This is a genomic window from Bradyrhizobium sp. 137, from assembly GCF_023074095.1.
In the GTDB taxonomy this organism is placed as follows: Bacteria; Pseudomonadota; Alphaproteobacteria; order Rhizobiales; family Xanthobacteraceae; genus Bradyrhizobium.
Genome location: NZ_JADPKU010000055.1, coordinates 302,295 through 319,918 on the forward strand (window position 1 = coordinate 302,295; position 17,624 = coordinate 319,918).

Annotated in this window: 13 protein-coding genes and 2 pseudogenes; 12 read left to right on the plus strand and 3 right to left on the minus strand. The window is 65.3% G+C overall.

Translation table 11 applies throughout. The features are described from left to right. Positions 1-162 precede the first annotated feature (162 nt). From dnaN to IVA78_RS17850, 8 genes and pseudogenes are all read left to right on the plus strand, one after another. A complete protein-coding gene (gene dnaN, locus IVA78_RS17820) occupies positions 163-1,281 on the plus strand; it encodes a DNA polymerase III subunit beta (protein WP_247282032.1) in 1,119 nt (372 codons plus the stop codon). 126 nt (positions 1,282-1,407) lie between these two features. Further along, a pseudogene (locus IVA78_RS17825) lies at positions 1,408-1,772 on the plus strand (DUF559 domain-containing protein). An 89-nt stretch (positions 1,773-1,861) separates the two neighbouring features. Beyond that, a complete protein-coding gene (gene recF / locus IVA78_RS17830) occupies positions 1,862-2,998 on the plus strand; it encodes a DNA replication/repair protein RecF (protein WP_247282033.1) in 1,137 nt (378 codons plus the stop codon). A gap of 479 nt (positions 2,999-3,477) precedes the next feature. Further along, positions 3,478-5,913 carry a DNA topoisomerase (ATP-hydrolyzing) subunit B gene (gyrB, locus tag IVA78_RS17835; protein ID WP_247282034.1) on the plus strand — a complete coding sequence of 812 codons (2,436 nt, stop codon included), beginning with the start codon at positions 3,478-3,480 and terminating at the stop codon, positions 5,911-5,913. Positions 5,914-6,009: 96 nt separating this feature from the next. Continuing rightward, entirely contained in the window at positions 6,010-6,132 is a 123-nt protein-coding gene (locus IVA78_RS34410; RefSeq protein WP_256464605.1) for a hypothetical protein, read from the plus strand. Positions 6,133-6,249: 117 nt separating this feature from the next. Beyond that, positions 6,250-7,545 carry a UDP-N-acetylglucosamine 1-carboxyvinyltransferase gene (gene murA, locus IVA78_RS17840; RefSeq protein ID WP_247282035.1) on the plus strand — a complete coding sequence of 432 codons (1,296 nt, stop codon included), beginning with the start codon at positions 6,250-6,252 and terminating at the stop codon, positions 7,543-7,545. A gap of 207 nt (positions 7,546-7,752) precedes the next feature. Then, positions 7,753-9,144: an MATE family efflux transporter gene (locus IVA78_RS17845; RefSeq protein ID WP_247419742.1), complete on the plus strand. Its 1,392-nt coding sequence runs from the start codon at positions 7,753-7,755 to the stop codon at positions 9,142-9,144. Beyond that, on the plus strand, positions 9,141-9,623 hold the full coding sequence (locus IVA78_RS17850) for a DUF2867 domain-containing protein (RefSeq protein WP_247466734.1): 483 nt from the start codon (positions 9,141-9,143) through the stop codon (positions 9,621-9,623). The genes IVA78_RS17845 and IVA78_RS17850 overlap by 4 nt, the downstream gene beginning before the upstream one ends. A 2-nt stretch (positions 9,624-9,625) precedes the next feature. Here IVA78_RS17850 and IVA78_RS17855 read toward each other — a convergent pair whose 3' ends face one another. Then, positions 9,626-10,741 carry an FUSC family protein gene (locus IVA78_RS17855; protein ID WP_247466737.1) on the minus strand — a complete coding sequence of 372 codons (1,116 nt, stop codon included), beginning with the start codon at positions 10,739-10,741 and terminating at the stop codon, positions 9,626-9,628. A gap of 122 nt (positions 10,742-10,863) precedes the next feature. Between IVA78_RS17855 and IVA78_RS17860 the strand changes: the two genes are divergently transcribed. Beyond that, entirely contained in the window at positions 10,864-12,234 is a 1,371-nt protein-coding gene (locus tag IVA78_RS17860; RefSeq protein ID WP_247282039.1) for an MmgE/PrpD family protein, read from the plus strand. A gap of 216 nt (positions 12,235-12,450) precedes the next feature. Here IVA78_RS17860 and IVA78_RS17865 read toward each other — a convergent pair. Then, positions 12,451-13,861, minus strand: a pseudogene (locus IVA78_RS17865) (serine hydrolase). Between the two features lie 206 nt (positions 13,862-14,067). After that, entirely contained in the window at positions 14,068-15,132 is a 1,065-nt protein-coding gene (locus IVA78_RS17870) for a helix-turn-helix domain-containing protein (protein WP_247466740.1), read from the minus strand. A gap of 322 nt (positions 15,133-15,454) precedes the next feature. Between IVA78_RS17870 and IVA78_RS17875 the strand changes: the two genes are divergently transcribed. From IVA78_RS17875 to IVA78_RS17885, 3 genes are all read left to right on the plus strand, one after another. Next, complete coding sequence (locus tag IVA78_RS17875) at positions 15,455-16,372, plus strand: pirin family protein (protein WP_247282041.1); 918 nt, start codon at positions 15,455-15,457, stop codon at positions 16,370-16,372. Positions 16,373-16,435: 63 nt separating this feature from the next. Continuing rightward, entirely contained in the window at positions 16,436-17,350 is a 915-nt protein-coding gene (locus IVA78_RS17880) for a phosphoribosylaminoimidazolesuccinocarboxamide synthase (RefSeq protein WP_247282042.1), read from the plus strand. Positions 17,351-17,432: 82 nt separating this feature from the next. Continuing rightward, positions 17,433-17,624 (plus strand): hypothetical protein (locus IVA78_RS17885; protein WP_247466552.1); only part of this gene is annotated, 192 nt, incomplete at its 3' end.

Here is a 17,624-nt window from a genome sequence, read left to right on the forward strand (position 1 = left end):
TGCCTCCGATCCCTTGAATCCGGAGGCCATCCGCGCCACCTTGCGCGACCCTGGCAGCTTTGGTCATATCGGCAGGATGATCCGGCTTTTTGGGGTCTTCGGTGCCGTGGCGCGCGTCCCGCCGCCCGGCCTTCTCATCTTGGGGATCGGGCGAGTAGTGCAATGAAGGTTACGGTTGAACGCGCGCAACTCCTGAAGTCGCTGGGCCATGTCCATCGCGTGGTCGAGCGCCGCAACACGATCCCGATCCTCGGCAACGTGCTGGTTCGCGCCGAGAGCGCGAAATTGTCGCTGAAGGCGACCGACCTCGACCTCGAGGTGACCGAGACGCTGCCGGCGGAGACCGCAACCGCGGGCTCCACCACCGTGCCGGCGCACATGTTCTACGACATCGTGCGCAAGCTGCCGGACGGTTCGCAGATCGTGCTGGAGGCCGACGGCGACCGTGCGGTGCTGGCGATCCGCGCCGGCCGCTCGCGCTTCACGCTGCAGACCCTGCCGGAGAACGACTTTCCGGATCTCGCCGCCGGCGACATGTCGCACTCGTTCTCGCTCGCCGCCAAGGACGTCAAGCGGCTGATCGACCGCACCCAGTTCGCGATCTCGACGGAAGAGACGCGCTACTATCTCAACGGCATCTATCTGCATGCGGCCGGCACGCCTAAGGCCGCGACCCTGCGCGGCGTCGCCACCGACGGCCACCGCCTCGCCCAGCTCGATTTGGTCCAGCCCAAGGGGGCCGAGGGCATGCCCGGCGTGATCGTGCCGCGCAAGACCGTCGGCGAGGTGCAGCGCCTGATCGAGGACACCGAGGCCGAGATGACGATCGAGCTGTCACAGGCCAAGATCCGCTTCACGATCGGCAACGTGGTGCTGACCTCGAAGCTGATCGACGGCACCTTCCCCGACTACGGCCGCGTCATCCCGCAAGGCAACGACAAGGAGCTCATCGTCGACAAGAAGGATTTTGAGAACGCGGTCGACCGTGTTTCGACGATTTCGAGCGAGCGCGGGCGAGCGGTAAAACTGTCGCTGTCGGCGGGCAAGCTGGTGCTGTCGGTGACCAATCCGGATTCCGGCAGCGCGACCGAGGAGCTGGAGGTCGAATACGCCTCCGATGCCCTCGATATCGGCTTCAACTCCCGCTACCTGCTCGACATCGCCGCCCAGATCGAAGGCGACGTCGCAACGCTCCGGCTCGCCGACCCCGGCTCGCCCACCCTGGTGCAAGACCGCGACGACAAGAGCGCGCTGTACGTGCTGATGCCGATGCGGGTGTGAGGGAGGTGGCTCTCGGCCCCGAGCAATCCTTCGTGAGCCAGGCGCGATGCGCATTATTGCGCCCTCTCCCCTTGTGGGAGAGGGCAGCTCCGCTGGCGGATATATATTCGATCGGGTGAGGGGTTAGTGCCGCAAGAGCCGTCCCATCGGCCGGTCCCCAAACATCTCCGCGCGTTTGCGAAGAATATGCGGCGCGAGCCGACCGATGCGGAAGGCGCGATGTGGCGGCTGCTCAGGGAGCGACGCCTGTCGGACTTCAAGTTTCGCCGGCAAGTCCCGTTCAAGAATTACATTCTCGACTCGTCTGCTTCGAGAAGCGTCTTGTGATCGAGATCGACGGAAGCCAGCACGTTGAATCGCAACGCGATGCAGCTCGTGAAGCCGCGCTCTCCGCAGAAGGTTTCTCTATAGCGCGCTATTGGAATAATGACGTGCTTCAGCAGTCCGCCTCTGTATTGGAGGACATCCTTGCAAAGCTTGCCGGGCGGTAACATACCCCTCACCCGTCGCCTCACTACGTGAGGCGCCACCCTCTCCCACAAGGGGAGAGGGGAAGAATCCCGTTCACGACGAAGAACTGATGACCCCCTCCCGCATTCATCGCCTGACCCTGACGCATTTTCGCAATTACCGGGCGGCGGGGCTCGAGACGGCGGCTGATATGGTGGCGCTGGTCGGGCCGAACGGGGCGGGCAAGACCAATTGCATCGAGGCGATCTCGTTCCTGTCGCCGGGGCGCGGCCTGCGGCGGGCGAGGCTGGAAGAGGTCGCCGACAACCAGGGCGACGGCTCCTGGGCGGTGTCGGCGCAGGTCGAGGGCGCGCTCGGGCTCGCCACGCTCGGCACCGGCATCGATGCGCCGCGGCCTGACAGCCCCGTGAGCCGGCGCTGCCGTATCGACCGCGAGCCGGTCAATTCCGCCGCTTCGTTCGGCGACCACATCCGCATGGTGTGGCTGACGCCGGCGATGGATGGCCTGTTCATGGGCGCGGCCTCCGAGCGACGTCGCTTCTTCGACCGCCTGGTGCTCGCCATCGACAGCGACCATTCCAGCCGTATCGCGGCGCTGGAGCGTTCCTTGCGTTCGCGCAACCGCCTGCTGGAGACGCGCAATTACGACGACCATTGGTGTGACGCGATCGAGCGCGAGACCGCCGAGCTTGCGGTCGCGGTCGCCGCAACGCGCGGCCAGACCGCGGCACGGCTGACCGGCATGCTCAATACGCGCGCGCAGGCCTCCGCCTTCCCGTCGGCGCACATCGCGCTCGACGGCTGGATGGAGAACGCGCTGCTTAACGAGACCGCGACGTCGGTCGAGGACCGCTACCGCCAGATCCTGCGCGATAACCGTCCGCGCGATGCCATCGCCGGCCGCACCACCGACGGCCCGCATCTCACCGACCTCCAGGTGGTCTATGCGCCAAAGAGCATGCCGGCGCGCGATGCCTCGACCGGTGAGCAGAAGGCGCTGCTGATCGGCCTCGTGCTGGCGCATGCGAGTCTGGTCGCCGAGATGACTGGCATCGCGCCGCTGCTGCTGCTCGACGAAGTCGTCGCGCATCTCGATCCGAACCGCCGCGCGGCGCTGTTCGAGGAGCTGAAGAAGCTCGGCGCGCAGGTCTGGCTGACCGGCGCGGACCCCGCTGCCTTCGCCGAGATCGGCGCCAGCGGCGAAGTCTTTGACGTCGAAAGCGGACGAGTTTCTGCCCGAAGGTAGACCGCCACATTGAACCCCGGCCGTTTCCATCAGCAATTAGCTGCTTGAGGCCGCTAGCGCCGGACCTGCCAGGCCAATACGCCTATAGACTGAGCGTGCCGGGTCATTCAGCCACCACGAACAGTCTCACCCTGCCCCGGCGCTGATGCCGCGCGCGCAGCAGTGTCGCCGGTGCGCCGGAATTGAGAGAGTAAAGCGTCACCGAGCCATTTCGAAGCAACTCCAAGACGCCCCGGAACCACTCCTCCAAGCCGCGAAAACCAGGGCTTCGAGACCCAAAACGCGCCTTCGAATCGCGCTTTTTGCACCGCCGTGAATCGGCTTTCGGAAGCCTTGAAAATCGGTCCAAAAACCCTATCTTCCCAAAGGGTTGCAAGGAGATACTTTGCGCTAGGCGCAAACTCTCTTTCATGGCACAAATAGCCTGCAAATCAGCGCCTTTTGCGCCGCTGATTCGGGCGACATCTCGAAGGCCTCTCATGACAGAACCTGCTCGGCAGCCCGCTGCCGAAAACGAGCTCTCCAACGCGAGCGATTACGGCGCGGAATCGATCCGCGTGCTCAAGGGTCTCGACGCCGTCCGCAAGCGCCCGGGCATGTATATCGGCGACACCGACGACGGCTCGGGCCTGCACCACATGGTCTACGAGGTCGTCGACAACGCGATCGACGAGGCACTCGCGGGCCACGCGACGCGCGTCGACGTCATCCTCAATGCCGATAATTCCGTCACGGTGCGCGACGACGGCCGCGGCATTCCGGTCGACATCCACAAGGGCGAAGGCATCTCGGCGGCCGAGGTCATCATGACCCAGCTCCATGCCGGCGGAAAGTTCGACCAGAATTCCTACAAAGTCTCCGGCGGCCTGCACGGCGTCGGCGTCTCCGTCGTCAACGCGCTGTCCAGCAAGCTCGGCTTGCGGATCTGGCGCGACAACAAGGAGCACTATATCGAGTTCGCCCATGGCGATGCCGTCGCACCGCTCAAGGTCGTCGGCGATGCCCCGGGCAAGCGCGGCACCGAGGTGACGTTCCTCGCCTCGACCGAGACGTTCAAGAACATCGAATATGATTTCGCCACGCTCGAGCACCGGCTGCGCGAGCTCGCCTTCCTCAATTCCGGCGTCAACATCGCCCTCTCCGACATGCGCCACGCGGTCGAGAAGCGCGAGGAGATGCACTATTCCGGCGGCGTCGAGGAGTTCGTCAAATATCTCGACCGCAACAAGAAGGCGATCGTGCCGGCGCCGATCATGGTGCGCGCGGAAGCCAACGGCATCGGCGTCGAGGCCGCGCTGTGGTGGAACGACAGCTACCACGAGAATGTGCTGTGCTTCACCAACAACATCCCGCAGCGTGACGGCGGCACCCATCTGGCCGGTTTCCGCGGCGCGCTGACGCGCCAGGTCAACGGCTATGCCGAGGCCAACGCCAAGAAGGAAAAGATCGCGCTGACCGGCGACGATTGCCGCGAAGGCCTCACCGCCGTGCTGTCGGTGAAGGTGCCCGACCCGAAATTCTCGTCGCAGACCAAGGACAAGCTGGTGTCCTCGGAGGTGCGTCCCGTGGTCGAGAACATCCTCAACGAGGCGCTCCAGGCCTGGTTCGAGGAGCACCCGAGCGAAGCCAAGGTGATCGTCGGCAAGGTGATCCAGGCGGCCGCGGCCCGCGAGGCTGCGCGAAAGGCGCGCGAGCTGACACGCAAGAGCCCGCTGTCGGTCTCCTCGCTGCCCGGCAAGCTCGCCGACTGCCAGGAAAAGGACCCGGCCAAATCCGAACTCTTCATCGTCGAGGGTGACTCGGCAGGCGGCAGCGCCAAGCAGGGCCGCAACCGCGAGTTCCAGGCGGTGCTGCCGCTGCGCGGCAAGATCCTCAACGTCGAACGCGTGCGTCCCGACAAGATGCTGTCGTCGGAGCAGATCGGCACGCTGATCACCGCGCTGGGCACCGGCATCAGCGACGAGTTCTCGATCGAGAAGCTGCGCTATCACAAGATCATCGTGATGACGGACGCCGACGTCGACGGCGCCCACATCCGCACGCTGCTGCTCACCTTCTTCTATCGGCAGATGCGCGACATCATTGACGGCGGCTATCTCTACATCGCCCAGCCGCCGCTCTATAAGGTCTCCAGAGGCAAGTCCGAGCAATATCTGAAGGACGAACGCGCGCTGGAGGATTATCTGATCGACACCGGTCTCGATGATTGCGTCTTCGTTCCCGGAACCGGCGGCGACCGTACGGGCCGCGACCTGCGCTCGCTGGTCGACGACGCCCGCGTGGTCCGCAGTATTTTGCGCAACCTGCACAGCCGCTACAACCGCAAGGTCATCGAGCAGGCCGCCATCACTGGCGTGCTGAACAAGGCGATCTACGGCGATCCCGAGAAGGCCGCGGCTGCGGCGCAGTACATCGCAGGCCGGCTGGACAACCAAGCCGAGGAGGTCGAGCGCGGCTGGGTCGGGCAATATGTCGAGGGCCAGGGCTTTCAGTTCGAGCGCACGGTGCGCGGCGTCAAGGAGGCCGCTGTGATCGACGACGCCTTCCTGGGGTCCGCCGAGGCCCGCAAGCTCGACGAGTACACGGTAAAGCTTCAAGACGTTTATGCCCGCCCAGGCAAGCTGCGGCGCAGAGATGTCGAGCACATGGTCTACGGTCCGGTCGATCTGTTCGAGGCCGTCACCGACGCCGGCCGCAAGGGCATCACGCTCCAGCGCTACAAAGGCCTTGGCGAGATGAACCCGGAACAGCTCTGGGAAACGACGCTGAACACCGACGGGCGCTCGCTGCTCCAGGTGAAGGTCAAGGAAGTCGACGAGGCCGACGATATCTTCACCAAGCTGATGGGCGACGTGGTCGAGCCGCGCCGCGACTTTATCCAGGAACATTCGCTCAGCGCGACGATCGATATCTGAGGCGTGCTGCGCTTTGGCGCTCTGCGGGCTCACCTCTCCCCGGCGGGAAAGGTGAACCTGCCCAACCGCCATCGCGACGAAGTGGCATGAACCCCGTTGGCCGGTTCGGCCATTCTCGGCACCGGCGCCATTGCGATCGAGATCTCCTTCGTCGTGATCGGCGCGCTGATCCTGATCGCAATTCTCCATGTGGTCGGCAATATCATCGGCCTGCTTTGAGCCTTTCGGGGCTGACGGACGGACGTCAGCGGCAGCAAGCGCAATTGCTCCCGCACTCAATTCTCTGTAGTTTCCGGCTCGAAAACCACCCCCACCAACAAGACAGCGAGACCCCATTTGGCGCCCATCCAATACATCGTCGAGGGCGGTCACCGGCTCTCGGGCTCGATCGAGCCGTCCGGGAACAAGAACTCGGCGCTGCCGATCATTGCGGCCGCGCTGCTCACCGAACAACCGGTGACGCTTCAGAACGTGCCGCGGATCCGCGACACCGAGACACTGGTCGAGCTGGTCCGCTCGGTCGGCGCCGCGGCGGAGTGGACCGAGCGCAATACGCTGCACATCCACGCCAAGAGCATCCGTGCCGCCGATCTCGACCCGGAGCTGTGCGTGCGCATCCGCGCCTCGATCCTGCTCGCAGGTCCGCTGCTCGCCCGCTGCGGCGAAGTGATGCTGCCGCCGCCCGGCGGTGATGTCATCGGCCGGCGCCGGCTCGACACCCATGTGCTGGCGCTGGAACAGCTCGGTGCCAAGGTGACCGCAACCGACCGGCTCGAATTCCGCGCGCCAAAGCTCGCCGGTGCGGACGTATTTTTGGACGAGCCGAGCGTCACCGCGACCGAGAACGCGTTGGTCGCGGCGGTCGCCGCCGGCGGCGTCACCTATTTGCGTAATGCCGCGTCCGAGCCGCATGTGCAGGACCTCGCCAACTTCCTGGTCGCGCTCGGCGCAAAGATCGAGGGCATTGGCACCAATACCATGGTCGTGCACGGTCAGGCCACGCTGGGCGGTGCGACCTACAGGATCCAGCCCGACCATATCGAGGTCGGCTCGCTCATCGGGCTTGCGGCGGTGACGCGCTCGCCCTTACGCATCACCCGCGCCGGCGTCGAGCATCTGCGCTCGATCCGGATGGGGTTTGAGCGGCTCGGCATCCTCTGCCGCGTCGAGGGCGACGACCTCATCGTGCCCTCGAACCAGACGCTGAAGATCCAGGACGATTTCGGCGGCCACGTGCCCAAGCTGGAGGACCAGCCCTGGCCGGCCTTCCCGGCCGATCTAATGTCGATCGCGATCGTCACCGCCACGCAATGCGAGGGCGTGATCCTGATGTTCGAGAAGATGTTCGAATCGCGGATGTTCTTCGTCGACAAGCTGATCGCGATGGGCGCGCGCATCGTGCTGTGCGATCCGCACCGCGCCATCATCGCCGGTCCTAGCCGCCTGCGCGGCGCATCGATGATCTCGCCCGACATCCGCGCCGGCATGGCCATGCTGCTCGCGGCCGTCTGCGCTGAGGGCACCTCCACCATCAACAACGCCGACCAGATCGAGCGCGGCTACGAGCGCATCGAGGAACGCCTGAACGCGCTGGGCGCGAAGATCAAGCGCGTGCCGGAACGGAAGGGGTGAGTTTTTTCTTCCCTTCTCCCCTTGTGGGAGAAGGTGGCGCGAAGCGCCGGATGAGGGGTTCTATCCGCGAACTAAGCTCTGATTTGAATTCGCGGAGAGAACCCCTCACCGTCTCGCCGCTATCGCGGCGAGCCACCCTCTCCCACAAGGGGAGAGGGGAAAAACGCAGGCCATGTTTTCGACGTGTGGCTGTGCTAAGGACCGGCCATGCTCGACACCGTCCATCATTCGCAGCCGCAAGCCGGCGTGCCGTCAAATCATCTCGCCGTGGAATTCGCCGAGACGCTGCGGTTGGCTGTTCCGCTGATGCTGACCCAGCTCGGGCAGATCGCGATGATCACGACCGATCTCGCGATGATCGGCCGGCTTGGCGAGGACGCCGTGGCCGCGGCGGCGCTCGCGCATACGGTTTATTTCGTCAGCTTCACCTTCGGGCTCGGATTGATGTCGGCGGTGTCGCCGCTCGCCGCGCAGGCGTTTGGCGCCGGCGACGTCAGGCTGATACGCCGCTCCTTGCGCGTCGGGCTGTGGGCCGCGCTGCTGATCTCGCTGCCGATGATGGCCTCGCCGCTTTATGGCGAGCACATCCTGCTCGCGCTCGGGCAAGCGCCGGACTCGGCAGCGCTGGCGCAGCGCTACCTCAACGGATTGGCCTGGGGCATTGCGCCGGCGCTCGGCTTCATCGCGCTGCGCAGCATGATGAGCGCGGTGAACCGGCCGCAGGCGCCGCTGTGGATCACGCTCGCCGCGATCCCCGCCAATGCCGCGCTGGTCTATGTCCTGATCCACGGTCTGTTCGGCCTACCAAAGCTCGGCCTGTTCGGCGCGGGGCTTGCGACCACGCTAGTCAATCTCGGCACCTTCCTCGCCGCGCTCACCATTGCCGCATGGCGAAAACCGTTCGCGGACTATCACCCGCTCGCCCGACTGTGGCGGATCGACTGGCCCTTGATGCGCCAGCTCATCGCGATCGGCGCACCGATCTCGTTCGCGCTGCTGATGGAATACGGACTGTTCTCCTCGGCGGCGCTGTTGATGGGGCTGATCTCGACCACCGCGCTCGCCGCGCATCAGATCGCGCTCCAGGTCACCGCCGTGCTGTTCATGGTGCCGCTCGGCATCGGCATGGCCGCCACCGTACGGGTCGGCCACGCCTTCGGCCGCAACGACCCGCTCGCGGTGAACCGCGCGGGGCTGGTCGCGGCCGTGCTCGGAATCGTCCTGATCTCCGCGCTGACGGTCGCCATCATCCTCGGCCGCTACCAGCTCGGACGGCTGTTCTTCGGCAGCAGCGAGGCAAGCGCGGCAACCGTCGAACTGACGGCGACACTGCTGGTGGTCGGCGCGACCTTCTTCATCGCCGACGGCCTCCAGACCATCATGGGCGGCGCGCTGCGCGGCATCAACGACACCAAGATGACGCTGCTGTTCGCGGTGATCGGCTATTGGTGCGTCGCCTTCCCGATCGCCTGGCTGCTGGCTTTCAACGCCGCCCTTGGCGCAGTCGGCGTCTGGATCGGTTTCTCGGTCGGGACCTTCGTCTATGCCGGTCTCCTGATCTTGCGCTTCCGCACGCTGACGCGCACATTGGCGGGATGATCGGGACCGTCCGCGAAGTCACCCCCAATGTCGATGCCGGCACGCTGCTAGCAGGCGCGCAGTTCGTCGACGCGTTTCGCGTCGAGATCGGCGCTGCGACCGTGAATGCCCGTGAGGCCTGCATGCGGATGGTGCTGCACGGGCCGCGCTGGATCGATGTGCTGATTCGCCTGCGCAACATCCTGGTGACGCCGTTCGGGCTGAAAACATCCGGCGATGGCGCACCGGCACCGCACGGGATGATCGGCCTTTTTCCGGTGCTGAGCGAAACACCGGAGCGGCTGATCGCTGGCTTCAACGATCATCATCTCGACTTCCGTATCGTGGTCGATGTTGCCTGCGATGCCGACGGCCGGTGGGTAACATCCACAACGCTGGTGCGGACGCATAATCTCCTGGGCAGGACCTATCTCGGCCTCATCATGCCCTTTCACAAGCTCGTGGTCCGCAGCATGATGGGACGGATCGTGACGCGCTAGCTTCACTCCGCCAACCGCGCCGGCTTGTCGGCCGCCGCTTCCGACCATTCGCCGACGACGCGATCGAGGTCGCAGAGGTTCTGGTGCATCTGCTCCAGCGAGAACCCGAGCGCGAAGAAGCGCTCGGCGGTGTCGCTGGGCTGGCCGCGGATCAGACCGTCGTGACGAACGGCGGCGACGGCCTCGGCGTAGTGCTGGAGCGCGACGTGAACGGGATGGATCGGCGGCGCACCGGCGCCCTCCCGCAAGGCTGCGGCGGCCGAGCGCAGGAAACGCGCGATCACCGTCGAGACCTCCGTCAGCGGGGCTGCGAGCCGCGTCTGCACTTCGGCTGGCAGCGGCACCACGGTGGCGCGGCCGATCATCACGACGTCATGCCGTAACCGCAGGATGGTTCGCAGCAAGGGACCGGTGTCCGGCCCGCTCGACAGGCGCGCGGCGCGCTCTCGCTCGGCTTCGGCGCCAATCGCGTTGAGGCTGACCATGGCAGCGCCGATGCCGTCCTGGATCCGGTGCAGCGCATCGTTGTCGCGCCCGCGCGTGAGGCCCGCGAGCAGCTCGGTAAAGGCATCGGCGATCAGCTCGAGCAGTTTTGCTGCGCTGGCGCGGATCTGCCGCACCGCGCGCGACGGCAGCAGCAGAAACGAAACGAGCAGCCCCGTGATGGCGCCGACCGCGACCTCGCTGACGCGATCGATCGCCGAGGTCATGGGATCGGAGTGATGCATGGTCGGAACCAGAAGCACGATCACGGCCGTGACCGTCGCGGCGCTGAGGCTCGGATTGATCGCGGCGATGAAGGCGAGCGGGGCGACCGAGAGCACCAGAAGCCCCAACAGGCCCGCTTCGCTGGAGTACGGGATCAGGATCGCGATGGCGCCGCCATAGATGGCGCCGCCGATGGTACCGAGCATGTAGTCGCGCGTCGCCTTCAGCGAGCGGCCGACGCTCATCTGGGTCACGATCAGCGAGGTCAGCACTGCCCAGAGCGGCAAGAGCAGATGCAGCGCGGTGGCGATGGCATAGGCCGCGACGGCCGCCACGGTGACCCGGATCGCCAGCCCCAGTTGCGTCCGTCGCGCCCGGATCTGGTCGAACAGCTCTCTTGCGCGTGTCATCGTCAACGTCCTGGTCAGATCCTCTTGAGCCAGGCAAAAGCATGGCTGATGCCCGCCCCGGCATGGCCGCTTGAAAGGCGAAATCAGCCCGCCTAACTTGCCGGCCAAAACGAGGAAACACGATGGCCCACGAAACCGCAACGCTCGCCGCCTATGTCTTCAATCTGAAATACCAGGATATTCCGGCGGAGGTGCTGGATCGCGCCAAAGTGCTGACGCTGGATTTCCTCGGCAGCGCCATCCGCGCCCGCAACGAGGCGGAATCGACCCCGTCGATGCTGAAGACGCTAGAAGCCCTCGCGCTCGACACCAAGGGCGAGGCCACCGTATTCGGCGACAGCAAGACCTGGACGCCAGCGGTGGCGGCCCTGCTCAACGGCGCGTTGGGACATTCGCTCGATTTCGACGACACCCACGCCGATTCCTCGCTGCATCCGAGCGCTCCGGTGGTGCCGGCCGCCTTCGCGGTCGGCGAGATGGTCGGCGCGTCGGGCCGCGACGTGCTGACGGCGATCGTCGCGGGCTATGAGGTCTGCTGCCGGCTCGGCAATGCGCTCGATTCGACCTCGCATTATGCGCGCGGCTTCCATCCGACTGCGACCGCCGGCACCTATGGTGCGGCCGCGGCCGCCGCAAAACTGTTCGGCCTCTCCGAGCAACAGATCATCGCCGCCTTCGGCGTCTCGGGCAGCCAGGCCGCCGGATCGCTGCAATTCCTGGTCAACGGCGCCTGGAACAAGCGCTACCAGGTCGGCGCCGCCGCAATGAACGGCGTCATCGCCGCGACACTGGCGCGCAACGATTTCGTCGGCGCGACGGAATCGGTCGAGGGCAGGCACGGCCTGCTCGCCGGCTACACTGACGACGCGCATCCGGGCAAGGCGGTCGCCGAGCTCGGCAAGAGCTACGAGACCATGAAGATCGGCGTCAAACCCTATCCGAGCTGCCGCTACACCCATGCCGCGATCGACGCGCTGATCGCGATGCGGCGCGAGCACAATCTGACGCCGGACCAGGTCAAGCGCGTCGAGATCGGCCTGCATCGCAACGGCATCACGCTGACCGGCGATGCCGCCACCAAGCGGCATCCGACCTCGATCGTCGGCGGTCAGTTCTCGATGTTCTTCACCGGCGCGCTCGCGCTGGACCAGGGCTCATTTGGTTGGGACGACTACAGCCGCCTGGGCGATGCCGCCATCGACGCGCTCGCCGACAGGTTCGACGTCGTGCAGGACGACCGGCTCGAAATCGGCCGCACCCATCCGTTCGGCGCCCGCGTCAGCATCACGACGGACGATGGCGTGCATGAGCGACTGTATGCCGACCCGTCGGGCGAACCGAATTCGTTTCCCGACACGCAGGCGATGCAGCAGAAGTTTTTGACGCTGGCGCGGCCCGTGCTGAACGCACGGGCGGAGAAGTTTGCGGATGCGATCATGACGCTGGAGCGGTTCGACCGGGTGGCGAAGGCGACCGAGCTGGGGAGGTCGTAAGCTCTCGCCACACGAACGCTGCACCCTCTCCCCTTGTGGGAGAGGGTGGCTCGCCGCGACGGCGGCGAGACGGGTGAGGGGTCTGCCTCCGCAAACTCTTCAGCAGTTGAACTCGCGGATGCAGACCCCTCATCCGGCGCTTCGCGCCACCTTCTCCCACAAGGGGAGAAGGAAGAAAAGGCGGCACTTCGCTCTGCTTTCATCAATTCATCCCGGCTACCTTCCCTTCTCGCGCGTTGCGTCCACCACGTCGCGCACGAGGTCGAACACGCGATCCGCTTCTGGCGGCCAGTTCGGCGAACGTCCGAGCCGCACGATGACCAGCCGCTCCGAGGGGATCACGATGGTGTACTGCCCAATCGTGCCCTTGGCGAAAAAAGGCATCGCGCGGCCAGCCGCGCTCGATGCGAAACTTCGCGCCGAAACTGTCGCCCAGGTTGGTCCAGAAGCCGGCGCCGATGCCGACCCAGGCCTTCGGCGTGGGCGAGGACGAATAGCTCACCCAGCCCTCGGGCAGGATGCGCTGGCCGCCGGCGATGCCGTCATTGAGATAGAACTGGCCGAAGCGCGCCCAATCCCGCGCCGATGCCAGCATCTCGCTCGAGCCCTCGATTGTACCGGCACCGTCGAGCTGGAGCGTGACATGGCGCATGCCGAGCGGGACGAACAATTCGCGGCGCGCGAAGCGCAGTGCATCTGCGGGAGTTCCACCGGCCGCGTTGCGGATCAGATGCGAGAGCAGCATGGTGTTGCCGTCGTGATAATTCCACGCCGCGCCCGGCGTGGTTGCCAGCGGCATCCTCGCGGCATAGGCCGCCATGTCGCCTTCGACGAACTTCATGCGGTTGACCGGCTCGAAGGCGGAGCCGAGCGAGGCCTGCAACGAACTGCCGAGCGCGAGCCCTGCGGTGTGGCGCAGCAATTGATCCACGCTGATGGCATGGCGCGGATCATCCGGATCGTTCCAGGCGACGACCGGCGCAGGTCCGTCGAGCTTCAGCTTGCCCTGGCGCACCAGTACGCCCGTGAGCGCCGATATCACCGATTTGGTCATGGAGAAGCCGAGCAGCGGCGTCTCCGGTCCGATACCGTCGGCGTAACGCTCGGCGATGACGCGGCCCGCTTTCACCACGACGACCGCCCGGGTGCGGCGATAGGGCGGCTGCGCCGGCTCGGCAAAGGCGCGGTCGAGCGCGGCAGCAACCTCGGGACTTTGCGGCGGCACGATCGCGGGGCCGGCGATCTCTGGAAGCAGCGCGGGCTGCCTGTCGTCCAGCGGCGGCATGACTTCGGCGAGCGGCTCGCCATGCGCGAGCGTGCAGCCGAGCCCCTCGCGATAGACGGCATGGCTGCGGCCGAGGCCAAACAGTGTCACCGTAACGTCCTTGCGCACGCGATCGATCCGGTAGTCCATCGCCCAGCTGATCAGGCCGGTCCCGGGCATCGCATCGTTGGTTTCGGTGAAGGTGCGCCGCGGATCGAGGTCGGAGACGAAGGTCTCAGAGCACAGGATGCCGGCGACAAAGCCGGTGGCGACCTTCGGCACGTCGCGGGCGCGCGCAGCACCGAGCGCGAGGCCGGCACAGGCGATGGTGGTGAGGAGGACGATGTTGTGGCGGCAGGTCACGGGCTGTCTCCGGCTTGGGGGCGTGTGCCGGAGACGAAGCAGGAGGCGTGGGAGGACTGCTCGCCGGATTTGGAAAACGACCTCGCCGGAATTGCGCATGGGCTGGCCGATTTTGAAATAAGTGAGCTATTTCAGAATTATAGGGAATGCTGCGGCAACGGCGCTCAGTCCCCTCGCCCTGCTTGCGGGGAGAGGCGAAGAGCCCATCACGCCGGGCTGGCCTTGAGCCGCCGATATTCCGTCGGGGTCACGCCGGTCACCGCCTTGAAGGCGCGGTTGAAGGGACCGAGTGACTGGAAGCCGGCATCCATGGCGATGGTGATGACGGGGACCTCGGCCTGGGCGGGATCGGCGAGCGCGGCCTTGGCTTCCTCGATCCGATGATTATTCAGGAATACATTGAAGTTGCGATAGCCGAGCCGCTGGTTGATCAGCCGGCGCAGCCGGTATTCGGGAATTTTCAGCCGGTTCGCCAGCGCGCCGATTGTGACGTTCTCCTGGCGATAGATCCGCTCGTCCGCCATCAGCCGCATCAGGGCATCGATGAGCTTCTGGTCGGAGGCTTGCTCTGCCGCTGGGGATTGGCTCAAAATAATCGGCCGCGCTGTTTCAGCGGTAAGAGGAAACAGGCCGGCGCCATCGACGCGCATCATCGCATAGGCGATGGCCGCAACGATGCAGGCGAGCACGCCCGCATTGACCGTGTCGGCGATATCGCCAACCTCCGTGCCGGCCACGCCAATCTGGAGCAGCGCGTTCACCCCGCCATAGAGCGCGGCCGCGCAGACGATAAAGACGCGAACGCGGCGACGGCGCTCGACCAGATCGGTCGACCACGAATTGATCGTCTGCACCACCGCGAGCGCAATGAAACCGAGCACGATCAGATTGACAATGGTGACGGCGAGCCGAACGCTTCCGCCCGCTACGATCCAGAGACAGTTAGCGAAGCTGAACGCGGTCACCAGTCCCCAGATCAATCCGTGCCACCAGCGCAGGCGAAACTCGTCGTCGAACAGCGCGCGCGTGAACAGCCAGAACACCACGATGTTGCCCGTCGACAATGCAATCAGCGGCGCATGCGAGGCCGGCGCCAGCGACGACACGCCGACCGAATAGCTCGCCGCATGCGCGGCCGATCCAAGCGCGAAGGCCGCGCCAAGCCGGGCCGCGAGGACGTTGCGGAAATCCGCGACGAGCGAGGCCCCAAGCACAAGCAGCAGCGCCACGGACGCGGCGCAAAAGGCTAGTTCTGTTGCGGTAAATGTCATCGGCGATGCGACGGTCGCGGTTGAAATCAGGCGAACATCTTTCGTCAGGCATATTTTTTCAAGGACCATTCGCACCACAATTGTCATCGGCCGGCTTGCCGTCTTCGCTCCAGCTTCGCCGGCCGAGCATTGCTGTGGGCCCGGCGCAGCGTTGCGGAGACGGGACCGGGCGATCCTGTACTCCGAGACGGTTGCGATTCAACCGAAAGGCTGCAGCGCACTGGATGCCCCGCCTTCGCGGGGCATGACAGCAGGCTCTGACGCGACGGCGATGCGAAATCGTGCTACGATCGCGCCGAAGAAAGTCAAAAGGAGCCCACCCATGAGCTGGCAACCCTCCAATGATCCCGTGCTCGGCGATCCCATGTCCTGCGATGCGCTCGATCTCGTCATCGTGCCGCGCACGCGCGATCTCGGCGACGGATTCGCGGTGCGGCGCGCATTGCCGCATGGCAAGCGGCAGATGGTCGGGCCCTTCATCTTCTTCGATCATTTTGGGCCGGTGCAGTTCGTCTCCGGCAAGGGCATGGACGTGCGGCCGCATCCGCACATCGGGCTTGCCACCGTCACCTATCTGTTCGACGGCGCGATCATGCATCGCGACAGCGAAGGCAATGTCCAGGAGATCGCGCCTGGCGCGATGAACCTCATGACCGCAGGGCGCGGCATCGCCCATTCCGAGCGCACGCCCGACGCGCAGCGCGCCTCGGGTCAGAAGATGCTCGGCTTGCAAAGCTGGATCGCACTGCCGGCCGGATCTGAAGAGATCGCGCCGTCATTCCAGCACTATGCCGCCGGCGACCTGCCGATGGTCTCCGAGCGCGACTTCACCGCGCGGGTGATCGCGGGCTCCTCATTCGGCATCGCCTCGCCTGTTACGATGGTGTCGCCCTGGTTCTACACCGAGGTCACGGCGGCAGCGGGCGCGAGCGTGCCGCTCGATCCCGATCACGAGGAACGCGCGATCTACGTGGTCGACGGCGAGGTCGAGATCGCGAACGAGCGCTACGAGGGGCCGCGGCTCTTAATCTTTCGCCCCGGCGACCGCATTACGGTGAAGGCCCTGAAGGCCACGCGGATGATGTTTCTGGGCGGCGATGCACTGGAGGGCCCGCGCCATATCTGGTGGAATTTCGTCTCCTCCAGCAAGGAGCGGATCGAGCAGGCCAAGCAGGACTGGAAAACCGGCCGCTTCGCCGCAGTTCCGCAGGAACATGAGTTCATTCCGCTGCCGGAATAGGCTATCCCGGTTTCCGGCCGCGCTGTCAGCCGCGGCCGGATTCCTTGTGCGAAGGCTTTGCCGATGACCACCATGCTCTCAAGCGACCTGCCGCTCCCCAAGATCGGACGCGGCAAGGTGCGCGACATCTACGCCGTCGACGACGACCGTCTGCTGCTCGTCACCACCGACCGCATCAGCGCCTTCGACGTCGTGATGGGCGAGACCATCCCGATGAAGGGCGCGGTGCTGACTCAAATCAGCGCGTTCTGGTTCAACGAATTGGAGGGCGTGGTGCCGCATCACATGATCAGCGCCGACACCGACGCGATCATCTCGGCCGTGCCGGCCTTGATGCCCCACCGCGCCGAGATTCTCGGTCGCGCCATGCTGTGCAAGCGCACCACCGTGTTCCCGATCGAATGCGTGATCCGCGGTTATCTCTCGGGCTCGGCCTGGAAGGAATATGCCACGAGCGGCACGCTGGCCGGCGAGAAGCTGAAGACGGGGCTCGTCGAGAGCGAGAAGCTGGAGCCTGCCATCTTCAGCCCGGCAACCAAGGCCGAGAGCGGCCATGACGAGAACATCACCATCGCGAGGATGCGCGCGGTGGTCGGCGACGAGGTTGCCTACACGCTGGAGAGCATGACGCGCGCGATCTACACGCTCGGCGAGGAGCTGGCCCGCGAGCAGGGCATCATCATCGCCGACACCAAGTTCGAGTTCGGCCGCGACAAGGACGGCCGCATCATCCTGATCGACGAAGTCATGACGCCGGATTCCTCGCGCTTCTGGGCGCTCGATACCTACAAGCCCGGCCAGCCGCAGGCGAGCTTCGACAAGCAACCCTTGCGCGACTATCTCGACGTCGAGCGCCGCGCCGGCCGCTGGAACGGCGACGCCCCACCGCCCCCGCTGCCGGCGAGCGTGGTGGAGGCGACCAGCAAGCGATATCTGGAAGCGTATCGGCGCGTGACGGGGAAAGAGCTGAAGATTTAGGCGGGACTGTTACCGCAGCTCCGTCATTGCTGTGCATGTTCACTAATTCGCTGATTGGATCGCTCCAGCGGAGGACGATCCGATGCGCGACAACAGCTATGACCGGACGATTGAGCGCAACTATCTGCAGAAGTGGCGTTTTCTGATCCCGGAGTATGAGGCGGTGAAGGCTGGACGATCGCCATTGTTCAACCGGGTCGGCGACTTCTATCGGCACCACGGGACCTGCTCGCAGACCTTCCGCAAGTATTACAATCGCTATCTGCAGAGCGGC